Below are 18,591 nucleotides of genomic sequence, written 5' to 3'. Positions count from 1 at the left end.
AATTTCCCGCGGCATATCGAAGGCCCTTGGCCGTGGCAAACAACAGCCACTTGAAAAGCCTGAGGCTATTAGGCCGGGAATTAAGAGTATTCAAATGCCGCGGGAACAATCCGAAATCCTGTCGCGCTGTCTGTCGATTGATCTGGAGATCGATCCCAAGGAAGCCAAGTTATTTGCCTTTGCAGCCGTGCCGGAAGGCGATGGAGTGGGGATTATTCATCGGAAAGGTGACCCGAAGACCGCGCTTGAAAAGCTCGACTTGTTTTGCGCCGGTTTCGCACATGTCATTGGGCACAATATTCTGCGCCACGACCTGCCGCATCTCTTGGCGGTCTCACCGCGCTTCGCAAAGCTCGCGGACGGACCGATTGATACGCTGTGGCTCAACCCCTTGGCGTTCCCGCGCAATCCCTATCATTATTTGGTCAAACACTACCGCGATGGGCGGCTTCAAAGTGGTCACGTCAACGATCCCGAGCTCGACGCGCGTCTTGTATTCGAGGTTCTTCGCAACCAGATCGAAGCCTTCGTAACGCTGAACACGTTGTCGCCAGAAACGGTGATCGCCTATCACTGGCTGTGCTGCCGAGGTCCCAGTAGCGTCGGATTTGATCGGTTGTTCAGCGACGTGCGCGGGGCGTCCATCCCGACGGAAGAGGAGGCGCACGAGGCCATTCAGGCGCTGCTAAAAGACGTGGCCTGCGGCAAGCAAGTGGACGCTCTGCTCGAGCGGCTCTCGGACACTGGGCTCGGTTGGCCTATGGCATATGCCCTCGCCTGGATTTCGGTCGCTGGTGGGGATTCTGTTATGCCGCCTTGGGTACGAGCGCAATTCCGTGACGCAGCACGGCTCGTCAAAGACCTGAGAGATACGAATTGTCGTGATCCGCACTGTACCTATTGCGCAGAGCACAATAATCCCACCCGTGCTCTCGAACGCTGGTTCGGCTTTCCAGGTTTCCGCCCGGAACCAGCCGACAATGACGGTCGCCCGCTTCAAGAAAAGATCGTCGCGACGGCCATGGAAGGAGACAACCTATTGGGCATCCTGCCGACGGGCACGGGTAAATCAATCTGCTATCAGATCCCCGCGTTGTCTCGGTTCGACAAGACCGGGGCCCTGACCGTCGTTATTTCGCCGCTTGTGGCGCTGATGGCGGACCAAGTTCAGGGCTTGGTGAGGGCCGGAATTTCTTCGGCGGTTACGATTAACGGGTTGTTGTCCTTGCCCGAGCGTCAGGATGCGCTCGACAAGGTGCGGCTTGGGGATGCTGCGATCCTTTTGATTTCACCCGAACAACTGCGCAGCACTACAGTTAGGTCCGTTCTGGCACAGCGAGAGGTGGGGCTGTGGGTGCTGGACGAGGCGCACTGCGTGTCTAAGTGGGGTCACGATTTCCGACCCGACTATCGCTACGTTTCGCGGTTTATCAAGGAAAGCTCAGGCGGCGAACCGGCTCAGGTTCTTTGCTTGACCGCAACTGCAAAGCCGGACGTCGTGCAGGACATCCGCAGTCATTTCAAAGAGCGGTTGGGGGCCGAACTGGCGTTAATCGACGGTGGCGCATCGCGGTCGAATCTGAGCTTCCAGGTGCTACCAACGCAGCGGGCAACCAAAATGACCGATATCCTCGACACTATCGAGGCCCAGCTTCCGCGCGAGGGCGTGTCTGGGGCAGTCGTCTACTGTGCTACCCGAAACGCTACCGAACGCGTGGCGGAGCTCTTGAAACAACAGGGCATCGCCGCTGAACGTTATCACGCGGGCCTAAGCGCCGACGACAAGCATAAAATTCAGGAGGACTTCCGAGTCGGCAATCTGCGCGTGATTGCAGCCACCAACGCCTTTGGGATGGGGGTCGACAAGCCTGACATCCGTCTGGTGGTTCACGGAGACGTGCCGGGTTCGCTGGAAAACTACCTGCAAGAGGCGGGTCGCGCTGGGCGGGATCGCGAACCTGCAAACTGCGTCTTGTTGTTCAATACCGAAGATGTAGATCGTCAGTTCAGTCTCAGCGCGCGCTCTCGACTTGCGCGGCACGAAATTGGCGCCATCCTGAAGGCGCTTCGACGTCTTGATGCTCGGACCGGAAAAGGCAGTGAAATAGTCGCCACACCCGGTGAGATCGTTCATGAGGAGAAAGAGCGAGATTTCCAGCGGGACAGCAATACCGACGATACGCGGGTGAAGACGGCCGTCTCCTGGCTGGAAGAAGCACACCTTCTGAACCGCGAAGAAAACCGGGTTCAGGTGTTCCCCGCCTCGCTCCGAGTAAGGAGCATGAAGGAGGTCCGCGAAATCCTTGCATCCGCTGAAATCACCGAGCGGCGGCGCGAGGATCTGGCCGCCATCGTGCAGCATATCATCAACGCGCCACAGGAAGAAGGCATCACCACGGACGAGCTCTGCGGGGTTAGTGGGCTGACGTTGTCGGGCGTTCGCAAAGCTTTGGCGGATCTCGAGGCCTTCGGGATTGCAAAGGATGATACAAACATCACCATCTTCGTGCATGTGCGCGTCGAGAATGCCTCGTCGAAACGATTCCAAGCGGCGTCTCAGTTGGAAGCTGACCTGGTTGCGATCCTTAGAGAGAACACACCAGACGCGGACATCAATGAGGCTGTGCCCTGCCATCTGGCCTCAGTGGCGCAGGCCCTGCGGGAGCGGGGACACGTCTCCGTGCGGCCCGATATTGTCGAGGGTTTGCTCCGTGGGATTGCGCAGGATGGCCGCGACATGGATGGCGGCAAAGGCAATATTGGCCTGCGCAAGGTGTCTAAAGGCAGTGTAATGGTGCGAATGCAAAGATCATGGGGGACAATCGAACAGACCGCTCAGCTTCGCAGGCAAGCCGCAGAGCGATTGGTTTCATTCTTGATCAACAAGGTTCAGGCTGGCCTGCGTGGGAAAGACGTTCCCGTCGAGACCACGCTTGGCGACCTTCTTGCAGCAATCAACAGCGATGCGTTTTTGCGGACATCTGTCAATGACCCTGCAAAGCTGATGGACCGGGCGCTTCTGTGGTTGCACGAACAGCAGGTGGTAACTCTGGGCAAGGGTTTGTCCGTGTTCCGCTCGGCCATGACGTTGCACATCAATCAGAAGGGTGGCGCTTTTACCACCCAGCATTTCGCGCCGCTCGAAGACCACTACACCGAACAAACCATCCAGACCCACGTGATGGCGGCATATGCGGGCAAAGGTATCGACGATATCGATCAGGCCCAGCGGCTCGCGCATGACTATTTCGCAATGGATCAGTCCGACTTCATGAAAACTTGGATGCCAGGGAAAATTTCGGAGTTCAGACGGCAGGCAACGCCTCAGTCTTACGCCGAGATCGTCGACAATCTGGGGAATTCGACACAAGAGCAGATCGTGCGTGACGACCGCGAACAGACCAATGTCCTTGTCCTCGCGGGGCCGGGGTCGGGCAAGACACGCGTGCTGGTCCATCGCGTCGCTTATCTGGTCCGGATCAAGCGCGAAGATCCAAACGGTATACTGGTGCTCGCCTACAATCGTCACGCGGCCGCCGAGATCCGGGAACGCTTGCGTCTGCTGATTGGCGAAGATGCTCGCTTTGTGACCGTCTTGACCATCCATGCCTTAGCCATGCGGTTGATTGGCGCGAGCTTCGCCGGACGGGAAACGGCCGATGAACCTGATTTCGAGACGCTTCTGATCGATGCGGCACGTCTCTTGCGTGGCGACGGGCTAGACAAAATCGAAGCCGAAGCCTTGCGAGAAACCTTGATCCAAGGGTTCCGATGGATTCTCGTGGACGAATATCAGGACGTTGGGCCCGAGGAATACGCCTTGATCGCAGCGGTGGCCGGTCGCAGTATCGACGACCCCGATCAACGGATCAGCCTGTTCGCGGTCGGCGATGACGACCAGAATATCTATGCGTTTGCTGGCGCATCGGTGCGCCACATTCGGCAGTTTGAACAGGATTATTCAGCCAAGCCGGTCTTTCTGACCGACAATTACCGCTCGTCGAAGAACGTCATCAGTGCGGCGAACGCCGTGATCGAAGGGTCACGGGAACGTATGAAAACAGGCCATGGGATTACAGTCGACAAATCGAGGCAAAAGGACCCGGCCGGGGGGATCATGGAAAGCCTCGACCCGGTTGCGCAGGGGCGGGTCCAAATCCTTGGCTGCCCGGCTGGAAATGACGCTCAGGCCCTTGCGGCGGTAGACGAATTGATCCGCCTTTCAAAACTGATCCCGGATTGGAGTTGGAAGGGGGCGGCAATCATTTCTCGTGATTGGCGCAAGCTTCTGCCGGTCCGTGATTTTGCCGAGGCGCATGGAATTCCTGTCGAAATGGCGAACGAAAACTTGCCAAGTGTCTGGCGCACCCGTGAGATGCGGAGTTTCATCGACGGCCTACGCGAGAGGCACGCACCTTTGGTCAGCTTGAGCGATCTTACCGAAACCCTGAACACTATACCATCAAGCCGTTGGACTGACCGGATCGGCGAGGGACTTGGCCAACTTGCGCGTGAAGTTGATGGCAAAGCGCTCCCGTGCCCTGACGTGATTGAATGGTTTGCTGAATGGTCGAAAGACTCATGGGGCGAGCAGCGTGGCCTCAAATTGTTGACGGCGCATCGCGCGAAAGGCCTCGAATTCGACGATGTCGTGATCCTGGATGGCGGTTGGGAACGGCCCTCGCGAAACGAAGATCAAGACGCGCCGAGGCGCTTATTCTATGTCGCCTTGACACGTGCGCGGCGCAATTTGATCGTCATGAGCAACGACAACCATGAATACCTTCCCACCGAGTCGCCTTCCGTCGTCGCGCGGCACGTGGTGCCCAACTTGGCGACAGCCCCCGGCCCAAGACGGTTCTTTCAGTCGCCCGAAATGAAGATGGTCGACTTGTCATTTGCAGGCCGCCAAGGTGATCGGCACATCGTTCACCAGGCGATCGCTGAAGCGCAGGTCGGCGCACCAGTCAGACTCTCCTGTGTCGGAGATCGCTGGCAGATCGAGGATCTTCAAGGGCGGGCCCTCGGGAGGATGGCAAAAGCATTCGCTCCCCCGATGGGCACGAAATTTGTCACAGGCGAGATCGCGGCCATCATAAATTGGCGTAAGGAGGATGCTGATGAGCGTTTTCATCACCTGATGAAACGCGCGAATTGGGAAGTCGTGGTGCCTGAACTGATATTCGAAGAGGTCAAAGGGACTGAGTCGGTCTTCGGAGAGCATCAGGACGGCAAGTAAAGTCGGTCAAGCTGTCGATCGTTGCGCTTGCATTAAAGAACTGCTCGGGGCCATTATCACACATCCCAACAAACTGACTTGTCGGCAGCTTTCGTCCGCTGAGCCGTCATCGTACCAAATTACGGCGAAGGTCTCCTTCGAGCCCAATTTAACGAATGCTGCAACGCGCACGGATGTCCGCAGTCTCCGGTATGGAAAGTTGGCTAGGTGCCCTTTATTGCGCCTAGTGGCAAGTGCTCTCAGAATTCAATGACCGAACGCATGCCTGTTCCGGCTTTCATGGCTGCAAAGCCTCGGTTAATCTCCTCTAAGGAAATGCGCTCGGATATCCATTCGTCCAATTGGAGGCGGTTTTGAAGGTAGAGCTCGATCAGGCGCGGCATATCCGTCCGAAAGCTGCCGCCGCCCATGAACGACCCCTGCAAGCGCCGTTCATACAGCAGATTGAGGCCATCAACTTCGATGTTCAGGCCGTAAGGGACCATACCCACAATAGTTGCGGCGCCGCCTCTGGCTGTCATTCGGAATGCCTGTTCTGCTGTGGCTTTCAAGCCCAGGCACTCGATCGCATGATGAACCCCGCCCGGCACCAGTTCCAGAACTTGTTCAACCAGATTGCCTTCAGAAGGGTCTATGACATCGGTCACTCCTAGTTTGGAAGCTAATTTTAGCTTGTCCGGGTTGGTGTCGATTGCAATGATCCGTCCCGCCCCACTGATCCACGCACCGTTGACCGCAGCCATTCCAACACCACCACATCCGATTACTGCGACGCTTTCACCGGGCTGGAGACGCGCAGTGTTAACCACCGCGCCAAACCCTGTGAGAACGCCGCAACCAATTAGAGCAGCACGATCCAAAGGCATGTCCTTGCGAATTTTGGCCAGCGCGTTTTCATGCACCAGCATTTGTTCGGCAAATGACGACAGGTTTAGGAATTTGTTCAGGTGCGGCTCTTTTCCCCAACTCAGCTCGGTCGAACTGCCCATTTCAGGTCGCACTTCGGGGTTTGAGCAGATCGCCGGTTTGCCGGACAGGCATGTCTCACAGGTGCCGCAAAAAACCGCCAGACAGGTTATTACATGGTCGCCGGGCTTCACATAGGTGACATCCGGCCCAACGGCTTCGACAACACCAGCGGCCTCATGGCCAGGCACCAACGGCATCGGATGCGGATACAATCCTTCAATAAAATGTAAATCTGAGTGACACAGCCCTGCATAAACTGTTTTGACAAGGACTTCGCGCCCGACAGGCTTTCGGATTGAAATGTCTTCGATGACAAGTTCGGTGTTCGGTTCGTAGAGTACTGCGGCTTTCATTCGAAATCTCCCGAAGTCCATGATCTGGCGGCAGTGGGATGCCGCACGGAGGCACACATCAATGTTATCAGGCTTAAGATGTCCCGCTAGTGTAGAAACTGGATCATCGCCAGTACAGAAAATGGACTGGATCGGATTTGGATAGCTGCTTACGGTTCAGAGGTGGAGGTTAAGCGTTGCCCGATCGAAACAATATGCTGTTCTGCCCGATCAACATGGCCTGCGAGGTTCTCCAACCGCGTTGGACCATTCACATCCTGACCGAGATGCGGTGGGGGTCGACACGGTTCAACGATATCCGGCGCGGTATCCCGGGAATATCTCCAACTTTGCTGACAAAGCGATTGAAGACGCTTCAATCGCAGGGGTTGGTGAAGCGCGTTGAAGACACTGTGTCCGGAAGCATTGATTATTTCCGAACGGATGCGGCAATCGAGCTTGATCCGATCATCACCGAATTGGGGAGATGGGCCTATCGCAATACGTCGATACAAGGCCACACCAGCAAAACAAAGCCCTCCGCATTTGTCTGGACTCTCCGCCTTTGCATTGAGACCAGCGCACTGCCCAATCGCCGCGTGGTCATGAAGCTGTCATTCCCCGAACAGGCGGAAGGAGAAAGAGATTTTTGGATTATGAACCGTCCGGGCCAAGATGTTGACGTCTGCTTCCTTGATCCAGGCTTTGACGTCGATCTGTATATCACATCAGAGTTTGACACCTTGGCATCGGTGTTCTTCGGATACGCGCACCTATCGCAAGAGATCGCAAATGAACGCATCACCCTAATCGGAGAAGCCGCGCTCGCCAGAACAATAAATCAGTGGCTCATTCTCAGTTCCTATGCTCGAGAGATTGCGATCTAAACATTCAAAGTGGACATTGGTGCAGACGCAGCGAATGCTCACTTTGTCCGCATAGCCGACTTTGATCCAATGGCGACAAAGTCCGCTTTCTGACTTTAAGTCCTATTCGACAAAGGTCCGCTTCACTGCAACTAAATCTAGGCAATTCTAGCCAAGTTTCGCAGCAACCCTATTAAGACCTTTACGACAAAAAAGCTGAATACAAGCAGAAAACAATAAACAAATTCTGGAGAACCTCTCCGACCTCCAGATCAGGACTGGTACTTCTGAATACGGACAGACCATTATGGAGGCGTTCAGCAAAACTATGAGACAAAAGTACAATACACTTCAGGAATTGACCGATGTTTACCCCTTCAGCGGTCCAACAATCTATAGACTGATCAAGAAGGGGGATTTTCCCGCGCCCATCAAGATCGGCAGACGATCCTATTGGATAGAAGATGAAGTTGAAGCTGCGATGCAGGCGTTTGCCAACGCACGAGGCTGAGCAACCCCACCCTACAAACGAAACCCTAGCAGCCTCACACACCAGTCACAGGTCGTGGAGGACTGAATTGCCGCACCCTATAGGAAAAAAGGAACTCGAAATGAACACCAAGAAGACGTCGAAAACCAGAACTCTCACACCCGAATACATGGCCACGCTCTGCAATGGTAAGACGAAACGGTTCGTATTGATGCGTCCCAACCCAGAGAACCTATCACAACCGAGAAAGATTGAATTCATAAAAGGTGTTCCAGTGCCAGTGGATCAAGCCACGAAAGAGCATCTGGAGAAACATGCAACTTTTTCGAAGACCGCGCACTTTCCAGATGGCGAGGTGGAGCAATCAACTCATTGCTGTTTTGAATTTTCGCCTTTGAACGCCGATAAAACGGCCAATGACGCAGCGCCCGCCACCTAAGAAAACACCCCGCCGGAATGAACCAAGGCAGGGTGTTTCCTAGAAGTTTAGCGTACTTTGAATATAGCATCCCTGCCTCCTTTTCACCAGAGGAGAAGCGAATGACCTACGGCAAAACTTGCCGGGGAATGGAGCGTTATTGCCCAATTCCCCCTATCGAAAACAACACTGCGCCCAGCGCGACTTCAACAAAGGAGTGCTCGGATCACTATACCAAAGTTTTGAAGGTATCCGGCTCTTATCGGGTGATTGTTTGCCGGGATGATCTCCAGTGGATTTTGCAGCGTCGCAGGGCCGGAAATCCGGGCGCTGGGCGGGCATGGCAAGCAATTGGCTACATAACCCAGTCCGAGACACTAAAGCGCCTGTGGCGCGAGAAAACTGGCCAGAGCCTAGTGTCACCCATTGCAACAGTTGCAACGCGCAGAGCGAAAGCGGTTTGAGCCATGGGTCGCGACAAAAAGAATGAAAAACGAGTAGGCAAGTTCGCGATGTTGCTACAGATGGAAGTCATGTTGGAAGCATGGAAGAGGCTCAGCCCATCCGCACAAGTGGCATATTTGCACTTAATTTTTCGATGTTGGTCGGAAGGCAAGAAACTTCACCATAACAACAATGGTGAAGTAGCCTTGTCCGCGCGGAAGCTGGCCGATGTCATGGGGATCGCGCCCAAAACTGCAATGTCGGCAATGGCCGATCTCCAAGCAAAGGGCTGGATTATCTGCACTAAGCGTCATCAAAAAGGGGTTGAAGGCCGCGCCCTTGCCCCGGAATGGCGGCTCACAATGCGACCCACTGGGCTCGGGAAAACACATCGCCCCCCAACACGCGAGCCTGAGCGGTGGCAGGAAGGTCATGATTACGAGGTTACCGAATACGCGACTAGCAAGAGGCCGGGCCATGCGCGGGGCGATGCAAGCAGATTTCAGCAGGCTCCTACTCCGGTAAACGTCATTGCACTACGGGCGCGTTGAAATGAAGAAACCCGATGCAAACTTTGACGCAGACCTGGTGCAAACTCTGATGCAGGCGCGGAGAAAATTTCGATTTACCGCTGCAAACTCTGACACAGAAAACGGGCCTTTTCGGTCAGTTCCTGTTGCAAAGTGTGACGCACTTGTAGGTAGCCATACCCACCGGTCAGAAGCCGTACTCCGCCATAGGCACGGGCATCTATATTAAGTCCTCAAAAGACCACCGGAAGGAGCGAATGCGAACTGCCCCGGCAGCCTTTGGCTGACGGTTCCACCTCTAACAAAAAGGGAAACATCATGAACGAAGAAACTTCCAATCACGATCAAATGCAAACGCTGTCACAGTCGCCCGCTGACACCCCGGAAGGCCAATATGCGCTACTGGCGGATATACTTTTCGAACAGTCCGCTGAGGGCATGGAAATCAGGCGAAAAAAAGTTGAGTTGAGCGACGGCATCGGGGAATTGGAACTCCGTCAAATGGGTCTTAACGCCCTGATAGCGGACTGCCAGAACGTTGATGAAAAAATCCGGCACTCGGCCAAGCGTATCGAAGTCAAAGGCCGAATTCAGGCATCAAGGACTGAATTGGATGAGTGGTCTCAGCGCGAGAAACGAGTGCGCCAACGCCAGCGGGTCGAGTTCATCGCCCAGCGCGAACAGAAAGGCCAAGGGCATGACTGAGGTGATCGTCGCGCTAGCGTACCTATTTTTTGGTGCTAAAACTTGGCGGGTGGTCGTACTACCCAACCGCATTCCAGATGATCAGGCGGCACTTGAATGGCATATTGAGGCATCGGAGCAAGAACGCTCCGGTGACCCTGTACTGCTAGTCGCTAAGGCGACCGTTGTTCTGTTTTGGCCAGCCTTCATGTTTTTCGGGTTCGTGGCCGCGAAGTTGCAGGAGTGAGTTGCAACTGTTGCAATATTCCAAGCGCAGCTATGACGAAGAATTAGTAAATAAGAACTTGGTGAAACTTTGGTATTTTTCCGACCTGAAACCACTGTTTTTCTTCAACTTGCGCCACCACAGTAGACAAGCTTCGCGCTGGGCGTTGCAACTGGCTGCAGCGCCCACGGTTTAACTAATCTTAACCAAGCGGAAATCGTTTCTAGAAGTAAACCAACAAAATATGGGTTTTCCTCCCCCTGTAGAGGTTGTCGCGCCAGTCTCCAAAAAAGTCTGGTAAAGTCACTCGCTGGCGAAACTGGAAATCGATGCCTTACCCTGTATTTTGCCTTCAAAAAAGTTGGTCAAAGTATCCTCGAATAATTTGACCACGACTTCGGGATCAGAAGACGCGTTATGTTCAACCAATACGGCGTCATGCATCGGAAGAACGACCCTGTAAGACCTGTCACTGGGTAACGCCAAGAGTGCTTTCTTAAAAATCAGCGAACCAGTCCCTTGAACTTTTTGGCTAACAGCAGAGCGAACCTCTTTTGCCGTAGGTTTCTTGTTGTGTTGCAGGTGGAAAAAGTTCCCCATTTCCGTTCCCATTTTTCGAGCTGACATGAGTTCCTTTTCAAGTTCCTTCTTCCATTTCTCAAAAGCCTTGAACTGGCCAAAAGCCTTTTTTGCTGCGGCGGCGCTGCCCCCCATGTCAATCGCCGCATTTACTAAATTCTGCTTCCTCATGCCGTAAGCATATGAAAGGAACAATCGTTTTGCATACTTGCGCTTCTTTTTTGAGCCAAACAGCGCTTGTGCAAAGTGTTCATAAAGGTCATCTTTTTCATACAATTCAAGAAGAAAGGGATCGTTCGAAAGCGCACCCATGATCCCCACTTCATACTGATCGTAGTCGATGTATGAGAGCTTTTTTCCGTCAGCAGGTACAAGCATGCCACGGTACTTTTTTGCAATGTTTTGAAGATTAGGCGCTCGCAATAGTATACGCGAAGTTCGTGCGCCCTGCGAAAGGACCTGCGGATAGCTCTTTCTCTTCTTATGAGAAATTCCATTCAAAGCATCTTTGGTTGTTTTCAACTTCCTAAGGCTAAGAACATCTTCACCCAGGTTTTTTGGGAGGGAGATAAACTTCAAAAGAAAATCAACGGATGTATTGTGCAGATCGAATCCAAAATCTGCAAGAATATCAGCTAATTCATCTTTGGATGGCACATCCAAGGGAAGATTGTGTTTTGCGGAAAATTCCTTCAGTGCTTTGTAGTAGTCGAACTCAATGCTTTCCCGATAAGCCGTCAAGCTCTCTTTTCGAAACGTGATACCACGCAGCAGATGTTCGTACAGCAAGAGCATGGACGGAACTTCTACCTCAACAAATCTGTTCCACTCACCTCTAATTCTTGCGAGCCTTTCAAGCGCTTTGAACGCTAAGACATGCGCCTGTCCAACACGTTCGATGAGAGAGAGGTCAACTTCCTCCGACGAACAACTCAGCTTCTGAAATGCACTTCTACTTTGTTCATCCAGACCGAACCTAGACAGCATTTCAGTCAGGCTAAATTTCTCCCTTATATCTGGGATTTTAGGGTTCTTGCTGACTGCAATGACAAGCTCTTCAATATCCACTACCAACCTTGGAAGTGGGACGCGCGCCCTAACCATCTCAGAAGCAACGAACTGAAAATTGCTTGTTACAATAGGAGCGTCGTGTCTGGATAAATCCTTCAGGCTGACCGTCTTTGGTGTAACGCCGTCCCAAGTAAAGAACTTGCTCTGATTATTTCCGCTGTAGTCCGGAAGAGTGATCAATACGATGGCATTTTCAATCATATTCGCTCATCTCATCAAAAAGGTTCGGCAAAGTAACTTCTCTAACTGGAAGGACAATTCTTCCGGTTTCGTTTTCGAACTTGGATGCTCTATCCCCCGTTCCTTTTATTTTGCCTGAGATTTTGGGATAAACACCTGCCAGTTTCTTGCGTGGATAATTTCGAGTAGCAATTGCAATGTAACGTTGAAGCTGAAATGGCAGCTCCGGCTCGAACCGTTTGATGGACAAGTTAACAACAGATTTGTAACCTACTTGATCTGCCCAAATTATGACCGCACCAGCCTCAGCCGTGTTCATAGTACTTTTAAGAATGGACATCGCAACCGACCGGAGTTCTGCAGTCTTAACTGCATTTTTGGCCAAAAGCATCCATAGGTGATAGTTTTGCCAATCATGGATTGCGCGTGCCCTATCACTCAAGAAACCGGAAATCTCATCAACGCAACTTTGATCCAAACCCATTAAGTTTAGAATTTTACAGTAATAATCCGTCGTAGCGGGCTGATCAAAAACGTTTTCTAGCAGCACTTTTCTAAGGTTTCCGTCACCGAGTTGTTCTGGTGTCAAAACCCCCGCGTCAGAGAGTTGGGCCAAGCGGTTGGCGGCATACCTGAAGGTGCGCGACTGAGTGGTGTCCTGTTTGATACACTCTTTTAACAAAGCAATAAGGTACTTTATCGACTTTAAAATTATCGCTTTGTCTCGGGACTTCCACATTTGCTCTATTGCAACCACTCTTGGGTCACGATTGGGGAAGTGTTCTTCGATATCTTCTTGAGGGCTATCGTGGGCCAGTATCTCTGTCTTTGCGGAATTGATGTTCAGGCCGCGAACCCTAAGGCAACTGATCAAGTCCATGAGTGCTGACTTTGCATGCGTTTCGCTTCTACAGATCACCCTTATGTCATCTACGTAGCGATAGTAGTCATACCCCATCTGCTCCATTGATCTGTCGATATCATTGAGCACGACGTTCGCTAGAAACGATGACGCATCTCTGTTTTGTGCGAGGCCAAAGCCATCGTTGAAACTCCAATGGTCGAGGCAATTGTCTAACAACTGAAGCGCATTTCTGATTTGCTGCTTCTGCTCGGATGTTGCGGTGACTTTTGGCAGAAGCTTTTCAAAGGCACCGATTATGTCTTTTTTCCTTATATTTTCAAAGTAGTTAGCCAAATCGGTAGCCAACAAGTACTTCTTGTCACCTTTGAAAGTATAGGTAACCCCTTCATATGTTAGCCAACGCTCAATTTTATTCTGGAAAAGGTATCTTGAAGGCGTCTTTGCCTTCCGATGGCTAAGGACCCTATGGCTCAGTAGCGGATCAAAAAACTTGATCAAAAACGAGCAAATCGCTTGGTAGATAAATCTGTCGTAAAAATCTGTTTCTAGTGAGTATCTTACTGGAAGCCCCTTTTTAGGAACATTCCGCACCACTCTAAGTTCAGGTGGGTAACGACCCATTCCTTCACCAGTCAAAGTGGCTATTTTGTCATGTATGTGCTGCTTCGATGAGAGAAGGTCTTTGTAGTTGAGACAATCATAGTACCATTCATCATAGAGATCAGAGTTAAGGTTCTTCAATACTTGCCCGGTCTTGACCTCGAACCCCATGATGGCTGTGAGATCGGTAGAATTGGTTTCAGACACTATAAAATTCCATTCAAAATGACCTACTTCCCAGCGAACAAAGCCTGTCCTGTACATTGCAGCGGCAATTGACGGGTTCTGCGCGAGTTCACTTGCGACCTTCGCAACCTTAGCGATCTCAACATCTAAGAAAAATAGTGTCTGGAAATCAACTTACGTCACGAGATGAAACCTCTAGTATCAGTTTGAAAGAATGTACAGCGGCGCTTGAACAAAGGATTGCCCCGAAGTTACTAAGCCCCACCACAAGGTGGTCCACAGGGTGGTTTGAAATTTGTCGACACCACACAAGTAGTTGTAAATTATACACTTTATTAGATAATTTGGTGCGGTCGAGAAGACTCGAACTTCCACGGGTGTTACCCCACAGCGACCTCAACGCTGCGCGTCTACCAATTCCGCCACGACCGCACTGCCAATGACTTGGTAGAGGGGCGTATAGACGCAGAAGATCAGGATGTGAAGAGGCAAAAATGACACCGGTTTGAATTCCCTGCGCACGCCCATATCTATACCGTCAAGACAATCCCCAACGCGTCAGGAGACCGCGCATGCCTACGTCCGATCCCCGCCCCATCGTCCAGATCGACATTGTATCAGACGTGGTTTGCCCGTGGTGCATCGTCGGATTTAGGCAACTTGATGTGGCCCTGCAGCAAAGTAACGTGCTGGGGCGTCTTAGGTGGCATCCGTTTGAGTTGAACCCCAACATGCCGCCTGAAGGCCAGAACCTGCGCGAGCATATCATGCAGAAATACGGCTCGTCCGCCGAGCAGAGCCAACAGGCGCGGAACCAACTGACCCGGATCGGAGCAGAACTGGGTTTTACGTTCAACTTTAGCGAAGACAGTAAAATCGTGAATACTTTTGCCGCTCATCAGTTGCTGGACTGGGCCGAAGCTGAAGGTCGCCACCATCCTTTGAAAATGGCCCTGTTCGACGCCTATTTTACAGATCAGCAGGACGTGTCCGATATCGCGGTGCTACTGAACGCAGTTCAAACCGCAGGGCTAAACCCGGACGCCGCGCGGGCAGCACTTGAATCTGGCGCGCATGTTGCCCCTGTGCGCGAGAAGCAGAAATTCTGGACAAGCCGTGGAATATCCGGTGTGCCATCCATGGTGTTCGGCGGGAAATACTTGCTCACCGGGGCGCAAGGAACCGATACCTATGCTCAAGTTCTACAGCGCTGCCTGACCGAGGCCGCCTGACCCCTTCCCCTTACTACCCTCGCGCGATATGGAACCGCCATGGAATGGAAGATCACCGACGGGTTGACCGATTACACCGAGGCCGTTGCCTTCATGGAAGCACGGGTCGCTGCAATTGCTGCTGGCGAAGCCGATGAATGTGTGTGGTTGCTGGAACATCCTCCGCTGTATACGGCAGGAACGTCGGCCCGGATCGAAGACCTGACCGACCCTGACCGGTTTCCAGTCTACGAGGCCAAGCGCGGTGGGGAATACACCTATCATGGGCCAGGTCAGCGCGTAGCTTATGTCATGCTCGATCTCAACAAGCGTGGCAAGGACGTGCGGAGCTTCGTCAAAAAGCTTGAGAACTGGGTGATCGCCGCTCTGGAGGAATTCAACGTAAAAGGTGAAATCCGCGAGGGGCGTGTTGGTGTCTGGGTGCAACGGGATGACAAACCACTGACAGCCACCGGCCAACCTGCAGAAGACAAGATTGCCGCTATAGGATTGCGTCTGCGCAAGTGGGTCAGTTTCCACGGCATCTCGATCAATGTTGAGCCGGACCTCGATCATTTTTCAGGCATTGTGCCCTGCGGTATCACCGAGCACGGTGTAACCTCTTTAGTCGATTTGGGCTTACCTGTCACAATGGCGGACATCGACGCAGCATTGCGAAAAACCTTTGCGGATTGTTTCGATGCAGTCGAGGTGTGAAACCATAGCGAATCGATTTTCGGTCGAAATCAAGTTGACAATCCAACCCCGAAAAACCCTTTGTTTCCAAAGCTGAGTATAATCTGCTAAGTCGCTCATTAATTTTGGGTTTATTTCCATCAAAACCCAATCCGATGAATACAAAACGTCCATCAAAGGGTAATCTAATCTTACCGTTCTAGAGTGAGTGGTGTGTTAACCGGTGATCCTGGATTTCTCAGGTCTCGGACAAGTGTTTGGTTACGAGTCTGCCGTTCCGACCCCAAAATCGGAACGGCAATTTCATTTTGGACGACTTTAAGACAGTCATGTCCAAATATTAGCGTCAAAGCATGCATGTGGTTTACGCATTCCGATCCAAGGTCACATGGCCTATTCCGAACCGCGTACTATCGGCTCGAGTAATAAAAACACCCCACAGGTTTGCACGTCGGCTGCAACCACGAGTCTAAAGCGCGGAGCAGTAGAGTTGAGCAGCGACCGCAAAGCATGTCTTGTCCAATGCGCAGCACAGACACGATCAGTTCAGCGCAGCTTTGATCTTTTCGGCATGCTGCGCGATCACTTCGAAGTCACCAAAATTTCCCGGCGGACGCATCGCAACACCCTCGTGACGCGGCAAGACATGGAAATGCAGGTGGAATACCTCCTGCCCGCCTGCGGCTTCGTTGAATTGCTGAACGGTCACACCGTCTGCGTCAAACGCCTTGACCACCGCCTTTGCCAACATTTGCACTGTCGACATGACGCTAGCCAGTTGCTCGGGCGAGGCATCCAGAATGTTCCGGCAGGGTGTTTTGGGAATGACCAGCAAATGCCCGTCAGACCGCGGCATGATATCCATGAAAGCCAGCGTGTCGTCGTCTTCATATACGCGGGTCGAGGGAATTTCGCCTTTCAGGATCTTGGCGAATATGTTGTCAGGATCGTAATCGGCCATGGCGGGTCTCCGGTTTCGTGTCTTGAGGCCAGTTCTGCGGTCCACATCGTTGGGGGTCAAGGCGGAACTCTGCCAAGTCACGTACCAAGACGCGTGCGCAGCCTTGAAATCCGGCCTGCGATTGCCAAATAGACGGCATTCAAGGCCAAGAATTCGCGGGGTTCCCTCCTGCCCGCGACAATTATTCTTGATCCAGATCAAACTCGGCCATTGAAGGCGCCTCCTTCGCAATCTAAAACCAGCAGGAATCCCGCGCGCTGGAGAGGTCTGGCTGCGCGGTGTAGTTGCAACAGGAGGCACCTATAATGGCAGACGCAGCCATTCATGGTCACGATCATGAAGACCAGCGCGGCTTTTTCACCCGCTGGTTCATGTCGACCAACCACAAGGACATCGGGATTCTCTACCTGATCTTTTCGGCGCTGGCCGGTCTGATCTCGGTCGCGATGACCGTTTACATGCGGCTTGAACTGATGCACCCCGGTGTTCAGTACATGTGCCTGGAAGGCTTCATGGCCGACCCATGTACCCCCAATGGACACCTTTGGAACGTCATGATCACCTACCACGGTGTTCTGATGATGTTCTTTGTTGTCATCCCCGCCCTGTTCGGCGGATTTGGCAACTATTTCATGCCGTTGCAGATCGGTGCGCCGGATATGGCGTTCCCGCGGATGAACAACCTGTCGCTGTGGCTGTACGTGGCCGGTACCTCGCTGGGTGTAGCCTCGCTGCTGAGTCCGGGTGGTAACGACCAGCTGGGTTCGGGCGTGGGTTGGGTTCTGTACCCGCCGCTGTCCACAACCGAGGGCGGCATGTCCATGGACCTTGCGATCTTCGCCGTGCACGTATCGGGCGCCTCCTCGATCCTCGGCGCGATCAACATGATCACCACCTTCCTGAACATGCGTGCCCCGGGCATGACCCTGTTCAAGGTGCCGCTGTTCAGCTGGTCGATCTTCGTCACCTCGTGGCTGATTCTGCTGTCGCTGCCGGTTCTGGCGGGCGCGATCACCATGTTGCTGATGGACCGCAACTTTGGTTTCACCTTCTTTGACCCGGCCGGTGGCGGTGACCCGATCCTGTATCAGCACATCCTGTGGTTCTTCGGCCACCCGGAAGTGTACATCGTGATCCTGCCCGGATTTGGCATCATCAGCCACGTGATCGCGACCTTCGCGCGCAAGCCGATCTTCGGTTACCTGCCGATGGTTTGGGCGATCATCGCGATTGGTGTGCTGGGCTTTGTCGTGTGGGCACACCACATGTACACCGTTGGTATGTCGCTGCGTCAGCAGGCCTATTTCATGCTGGCCACGATGGTCATCGCGGTTCCGACCGGCGTTAAAGTCTTCTCGTGGATCGCGACCATGTGGGGCGGATCTATCGAGTTCAAGACCCCGATGCTGTTCGCATTCGGCTTCCTGTTCCTGTTCACCGTTGGCGGTGTGACCGGTGTGGTTCTGTCGCAGGCGGGTATCGACCGCGCTTATCACGACACCTACTACGTGGTTGCCCACTTCCACTACGTGATGTCGTTGGGTGCAGTCTTTGCGATCTTTGCCGGCGTGTATTTCTACTTCTCGAAAATGACAGGCCGTCAGTACTCAGAGTTCTGGGGCAAGGTTCACTTCTGGATGTTCTTCATCGGCGCCAACCTGACCTTCTTCCCGCAGCACTTCCTGGGTCGTCAGGGCATGCCGCGCCGTTACATCGACTACCCCGAGGCTTTCGCGCAGTGGAACTTCGTCTCGTCGATTGGTGCGTTCATCTCGTTCGCCTCGTTCCTGCTGTTCTTCGGCATCGTGTTCTACGCCCTGTTCCGCGGCGCGAAAGAGACACGTCCGAACCCGTGGAACGAATACGCGGATACGCTGGAATGGACCCTGCCCTCGCCGCCGCCCGAGCATACGTTCGAGCAGCTGCCGAAGCAGGAAGACTGGGACAAAGGCCACGCGCACTGACCCGGTTCAACCCAAAGAAAACCCCGCCAATCCGGCGGGGTTTTTTCGTTTAGAGAACATACCAAAGCCCAAAAGTCGCC

General features: G+C 53.1%; 14 protein-coding genes and 1 tRNA gene. 10 read left to right on the top strand and 5 right to left on the bottom strand.

Annotated elements, in window-relative coordinates; genetic code table 11:
* The first annotated feature begins 94 nt into the window (after positions 1-94).
* Positions 95-5,239 (top strand): RecQ family ATP-dependent DNA helicase, encoded by a 5,145-nt coding sequence (locus ACR0LN_RS01290; protein WP_480427191.1) that lies wholly within the window; start codon positions 95-97, stop codon positions 5,237-5,239.
* A 239-nt stretch (positions 5,240-5,478) separates the two neighbouring features.
* On the opposite strand, the gene ACR0LN_RS01285 is transcribed toward ACR0LN_RS01290, so the two are convergent.
* Positions 5,479-6,561, bottom strand: coding sequence for a Zn-dependent alcohol dehydrogenase (locus ACR0LN_RS01285; RefSeq protein WP_480427189.1), 1,083 nt, complete (start codon positions 6,559-6,561; stop codon positions 5,479-5,481).
* A gap of 176 nt (positions 6,562-6,737) precedes the next feature.
* On the opposite strand from ACR0LN_RS01285, the gene ACR0LN_RS01280 reads away from it, so the two are divergent.
* From ACR0LN_RS01280 to ACR0LN_RS01255, 6 genes are all read left to right on the top strand, one after another.
* A complete protein-coding gene (locus tag ACR0LN_RS01280) occupies positions 6,738-7,427 on the top strand; it encodes a winged helix-turn-helix transcriptional regulator (protein WP_480427188.1) in 690 nt (229 codons plus the stop codon).
* Between the two features lie 286 nt (positions 7,428-7,713).
* Positions 7,714-7,917 carry a helix-turn-helix transcriptional regulator gene (locus ACR0LN_RS01275; RefSeq protein WP_480427186.1) on the top strand — a complete coding sequence of 68 codons (204 nt, stop codon included), beginning with the start codon at positions 7,714-7,716 and terminating at the stop codon, positions 7,915-7,917.
* 100 nt (positions 7,918-8,017) lie between these two features.
* The gene (locus tag ACR0LN_RS01270; protein ID WP_480427185.1) at positions 8,018-8,335 is read left to right on the top strand and encodes a hypothetical protein; all 318 of its coding nucleotides are present in this window, start codon (positions 8,018-8,020) and stop codon (positions 8,333-8,335) included.
* Positions 8,336-8,781: 446 nt separating this feature from the next.
* Positions 8,782-9,309 carry a hypothetical protein gene (locus ACR0LN_RS01265; protein WP_480427183.1) on the top strand — a complete coding sequence of 176 codons (528 nt, stop codon included), beginning with the start codon at positions 8,782-8,784 and terminating at the stop codon, positions 9,307-9,309.
* Positions 9,310-9,606: 297 nt separating this feature from the next.
* On the top strand, positions 9,607-9,993 hold the full coding sequence (locus ACR0LN_RS01260; protein ID WP_480427181.1) for a hypothetical protein: 387 nt from the start codon (positions 9,607-9,609) through the stop codon (positions 9,991-9,993).
* Entirely contained in the window at positions 9,986-10,219 is a 234-nt protein-coding gene (locus ACR0LN_RS01255) for a hypothetical protein (protein ID WP_480427180.1), read from the top strand. Before ACR0LN_RS01260 ends, ACR0LN_RS01255 begins: the two co-directional genes overlap by 8 nt.
* Before the next feature lie 282 nt (positions 10,220-10,501).
* Here the strand turns inward: ACR0LN_RS01255 and ACR0LN_RS01250 are convergent, their stop codons facing one another.
* From ACR0LN_RS01250 to ACR0LN_RS01240, 3 genes are all read right to left on the bottom strand, one after another.
* The gene (locus ACR0LN_RS01250) at positions 10,502-12,049 is read right to left on the bottom strand and encodes a DNA polymerase (protein WP_480427178.1); all 1,548 of its coding nucleotides are present in this window, start codon (positions 12,047-12,049) and stop codon (positions 10,502-10,504) included.
* The gene (locus ACR0LN_RS01245; protein WP_480427176.1) at positions 12,042-13,700 is read right to left on the bottom strand and encodes an RNA-directed DNA polymerase; all 1,659 of its coding nucleotides are present in this window, start codon (positions 13,698-13,700) and stop codon (positions 12,042-12,044) included. The genes ACR0LN_RS01250 and ACR0LN_RS01245 overlap by 8 nt, the downstream gene beginning before the upstream one ends.
* 324 nt (positions 13,701-14,024) lie before the next feature.
* Positions 14,025-14,111, bottom strand: a tRNA-Leu gene (locus ACR0LN_RS01240).
* 140 nt (positions 14,112-14,251) lie between these two features.
* Here ACR0LN_RS01240 and ACR0LN_RS01235 point away from each other — a divergent pair.
* The gene (locus tag ACR0LN_RS01235; RefSeq protein ID WP_480427174.1) at positions 14,252-14,911 is read left to right on the top strand and encodes a DsbA family oxidoreductase; all 660 of its coding nucleotides are present in this window, start codon (positions 14,252-14,254) and stop codon (positions 14,909-14,911) included.
* Positions 14,912-14,950: 39 nt separating this feature from the next.
* On the top strand, positions 14,951-15,607 hold the full coding sequence (gene lipB / locus ACR0LN_RS01230) for a lipoyl(octanoyl) transferase LipB (protein ID WP_480427173.1): 657 nt from the start codon (positions 14,951-14,953) through the stop codon (positions 15,605-15,607).
* Positions 15,608-16,127: 520 nt separating this feature from the next.
* Here lipB and ACR0LN_RS01225 read toward each other — a convergent pair.
* Positions 16,128-16,547 carry an HIT family protein gene (locus ACR0LN_RS01225; protein ID WP_480427171.1) on the bottom strand — a complete coding sequence of 140 codons (420 nt, stop codon included), beginning with the start codon at positions 16,545-16,547 and terminating at the stop codon, positions 16,128-16,130.
* Positions 16,548-16,852: 305 nt separating this feature from the next.
* Between ACR0LN_RS01225 and ctaD the strand changes: the two genes are divergently transcribed.
* Positions 16,853-18,511 carry a cytochrome c oxidase subunit I gene (gene ctaD, locus ACR0LN_RS01220; protein ID WP_480427169.1) on the top strand — a complete coding sequence of 553 codons (1,659 nt, stop codon included), beginning with the start codon at positions 16,853-16,855 and terminating at the stop codon, positions 18,509-18,511.
* Positions 18,512-18,591 lie beyond the last annotated feature (80 nt).

This window comes from Ruegeria sp. AA6, assembly GCF_056542865.1.
Note: the sequence above shows the minus strand (reverse complement) of the source record. Positions and strands in the feature narration are given on the sequence as shown.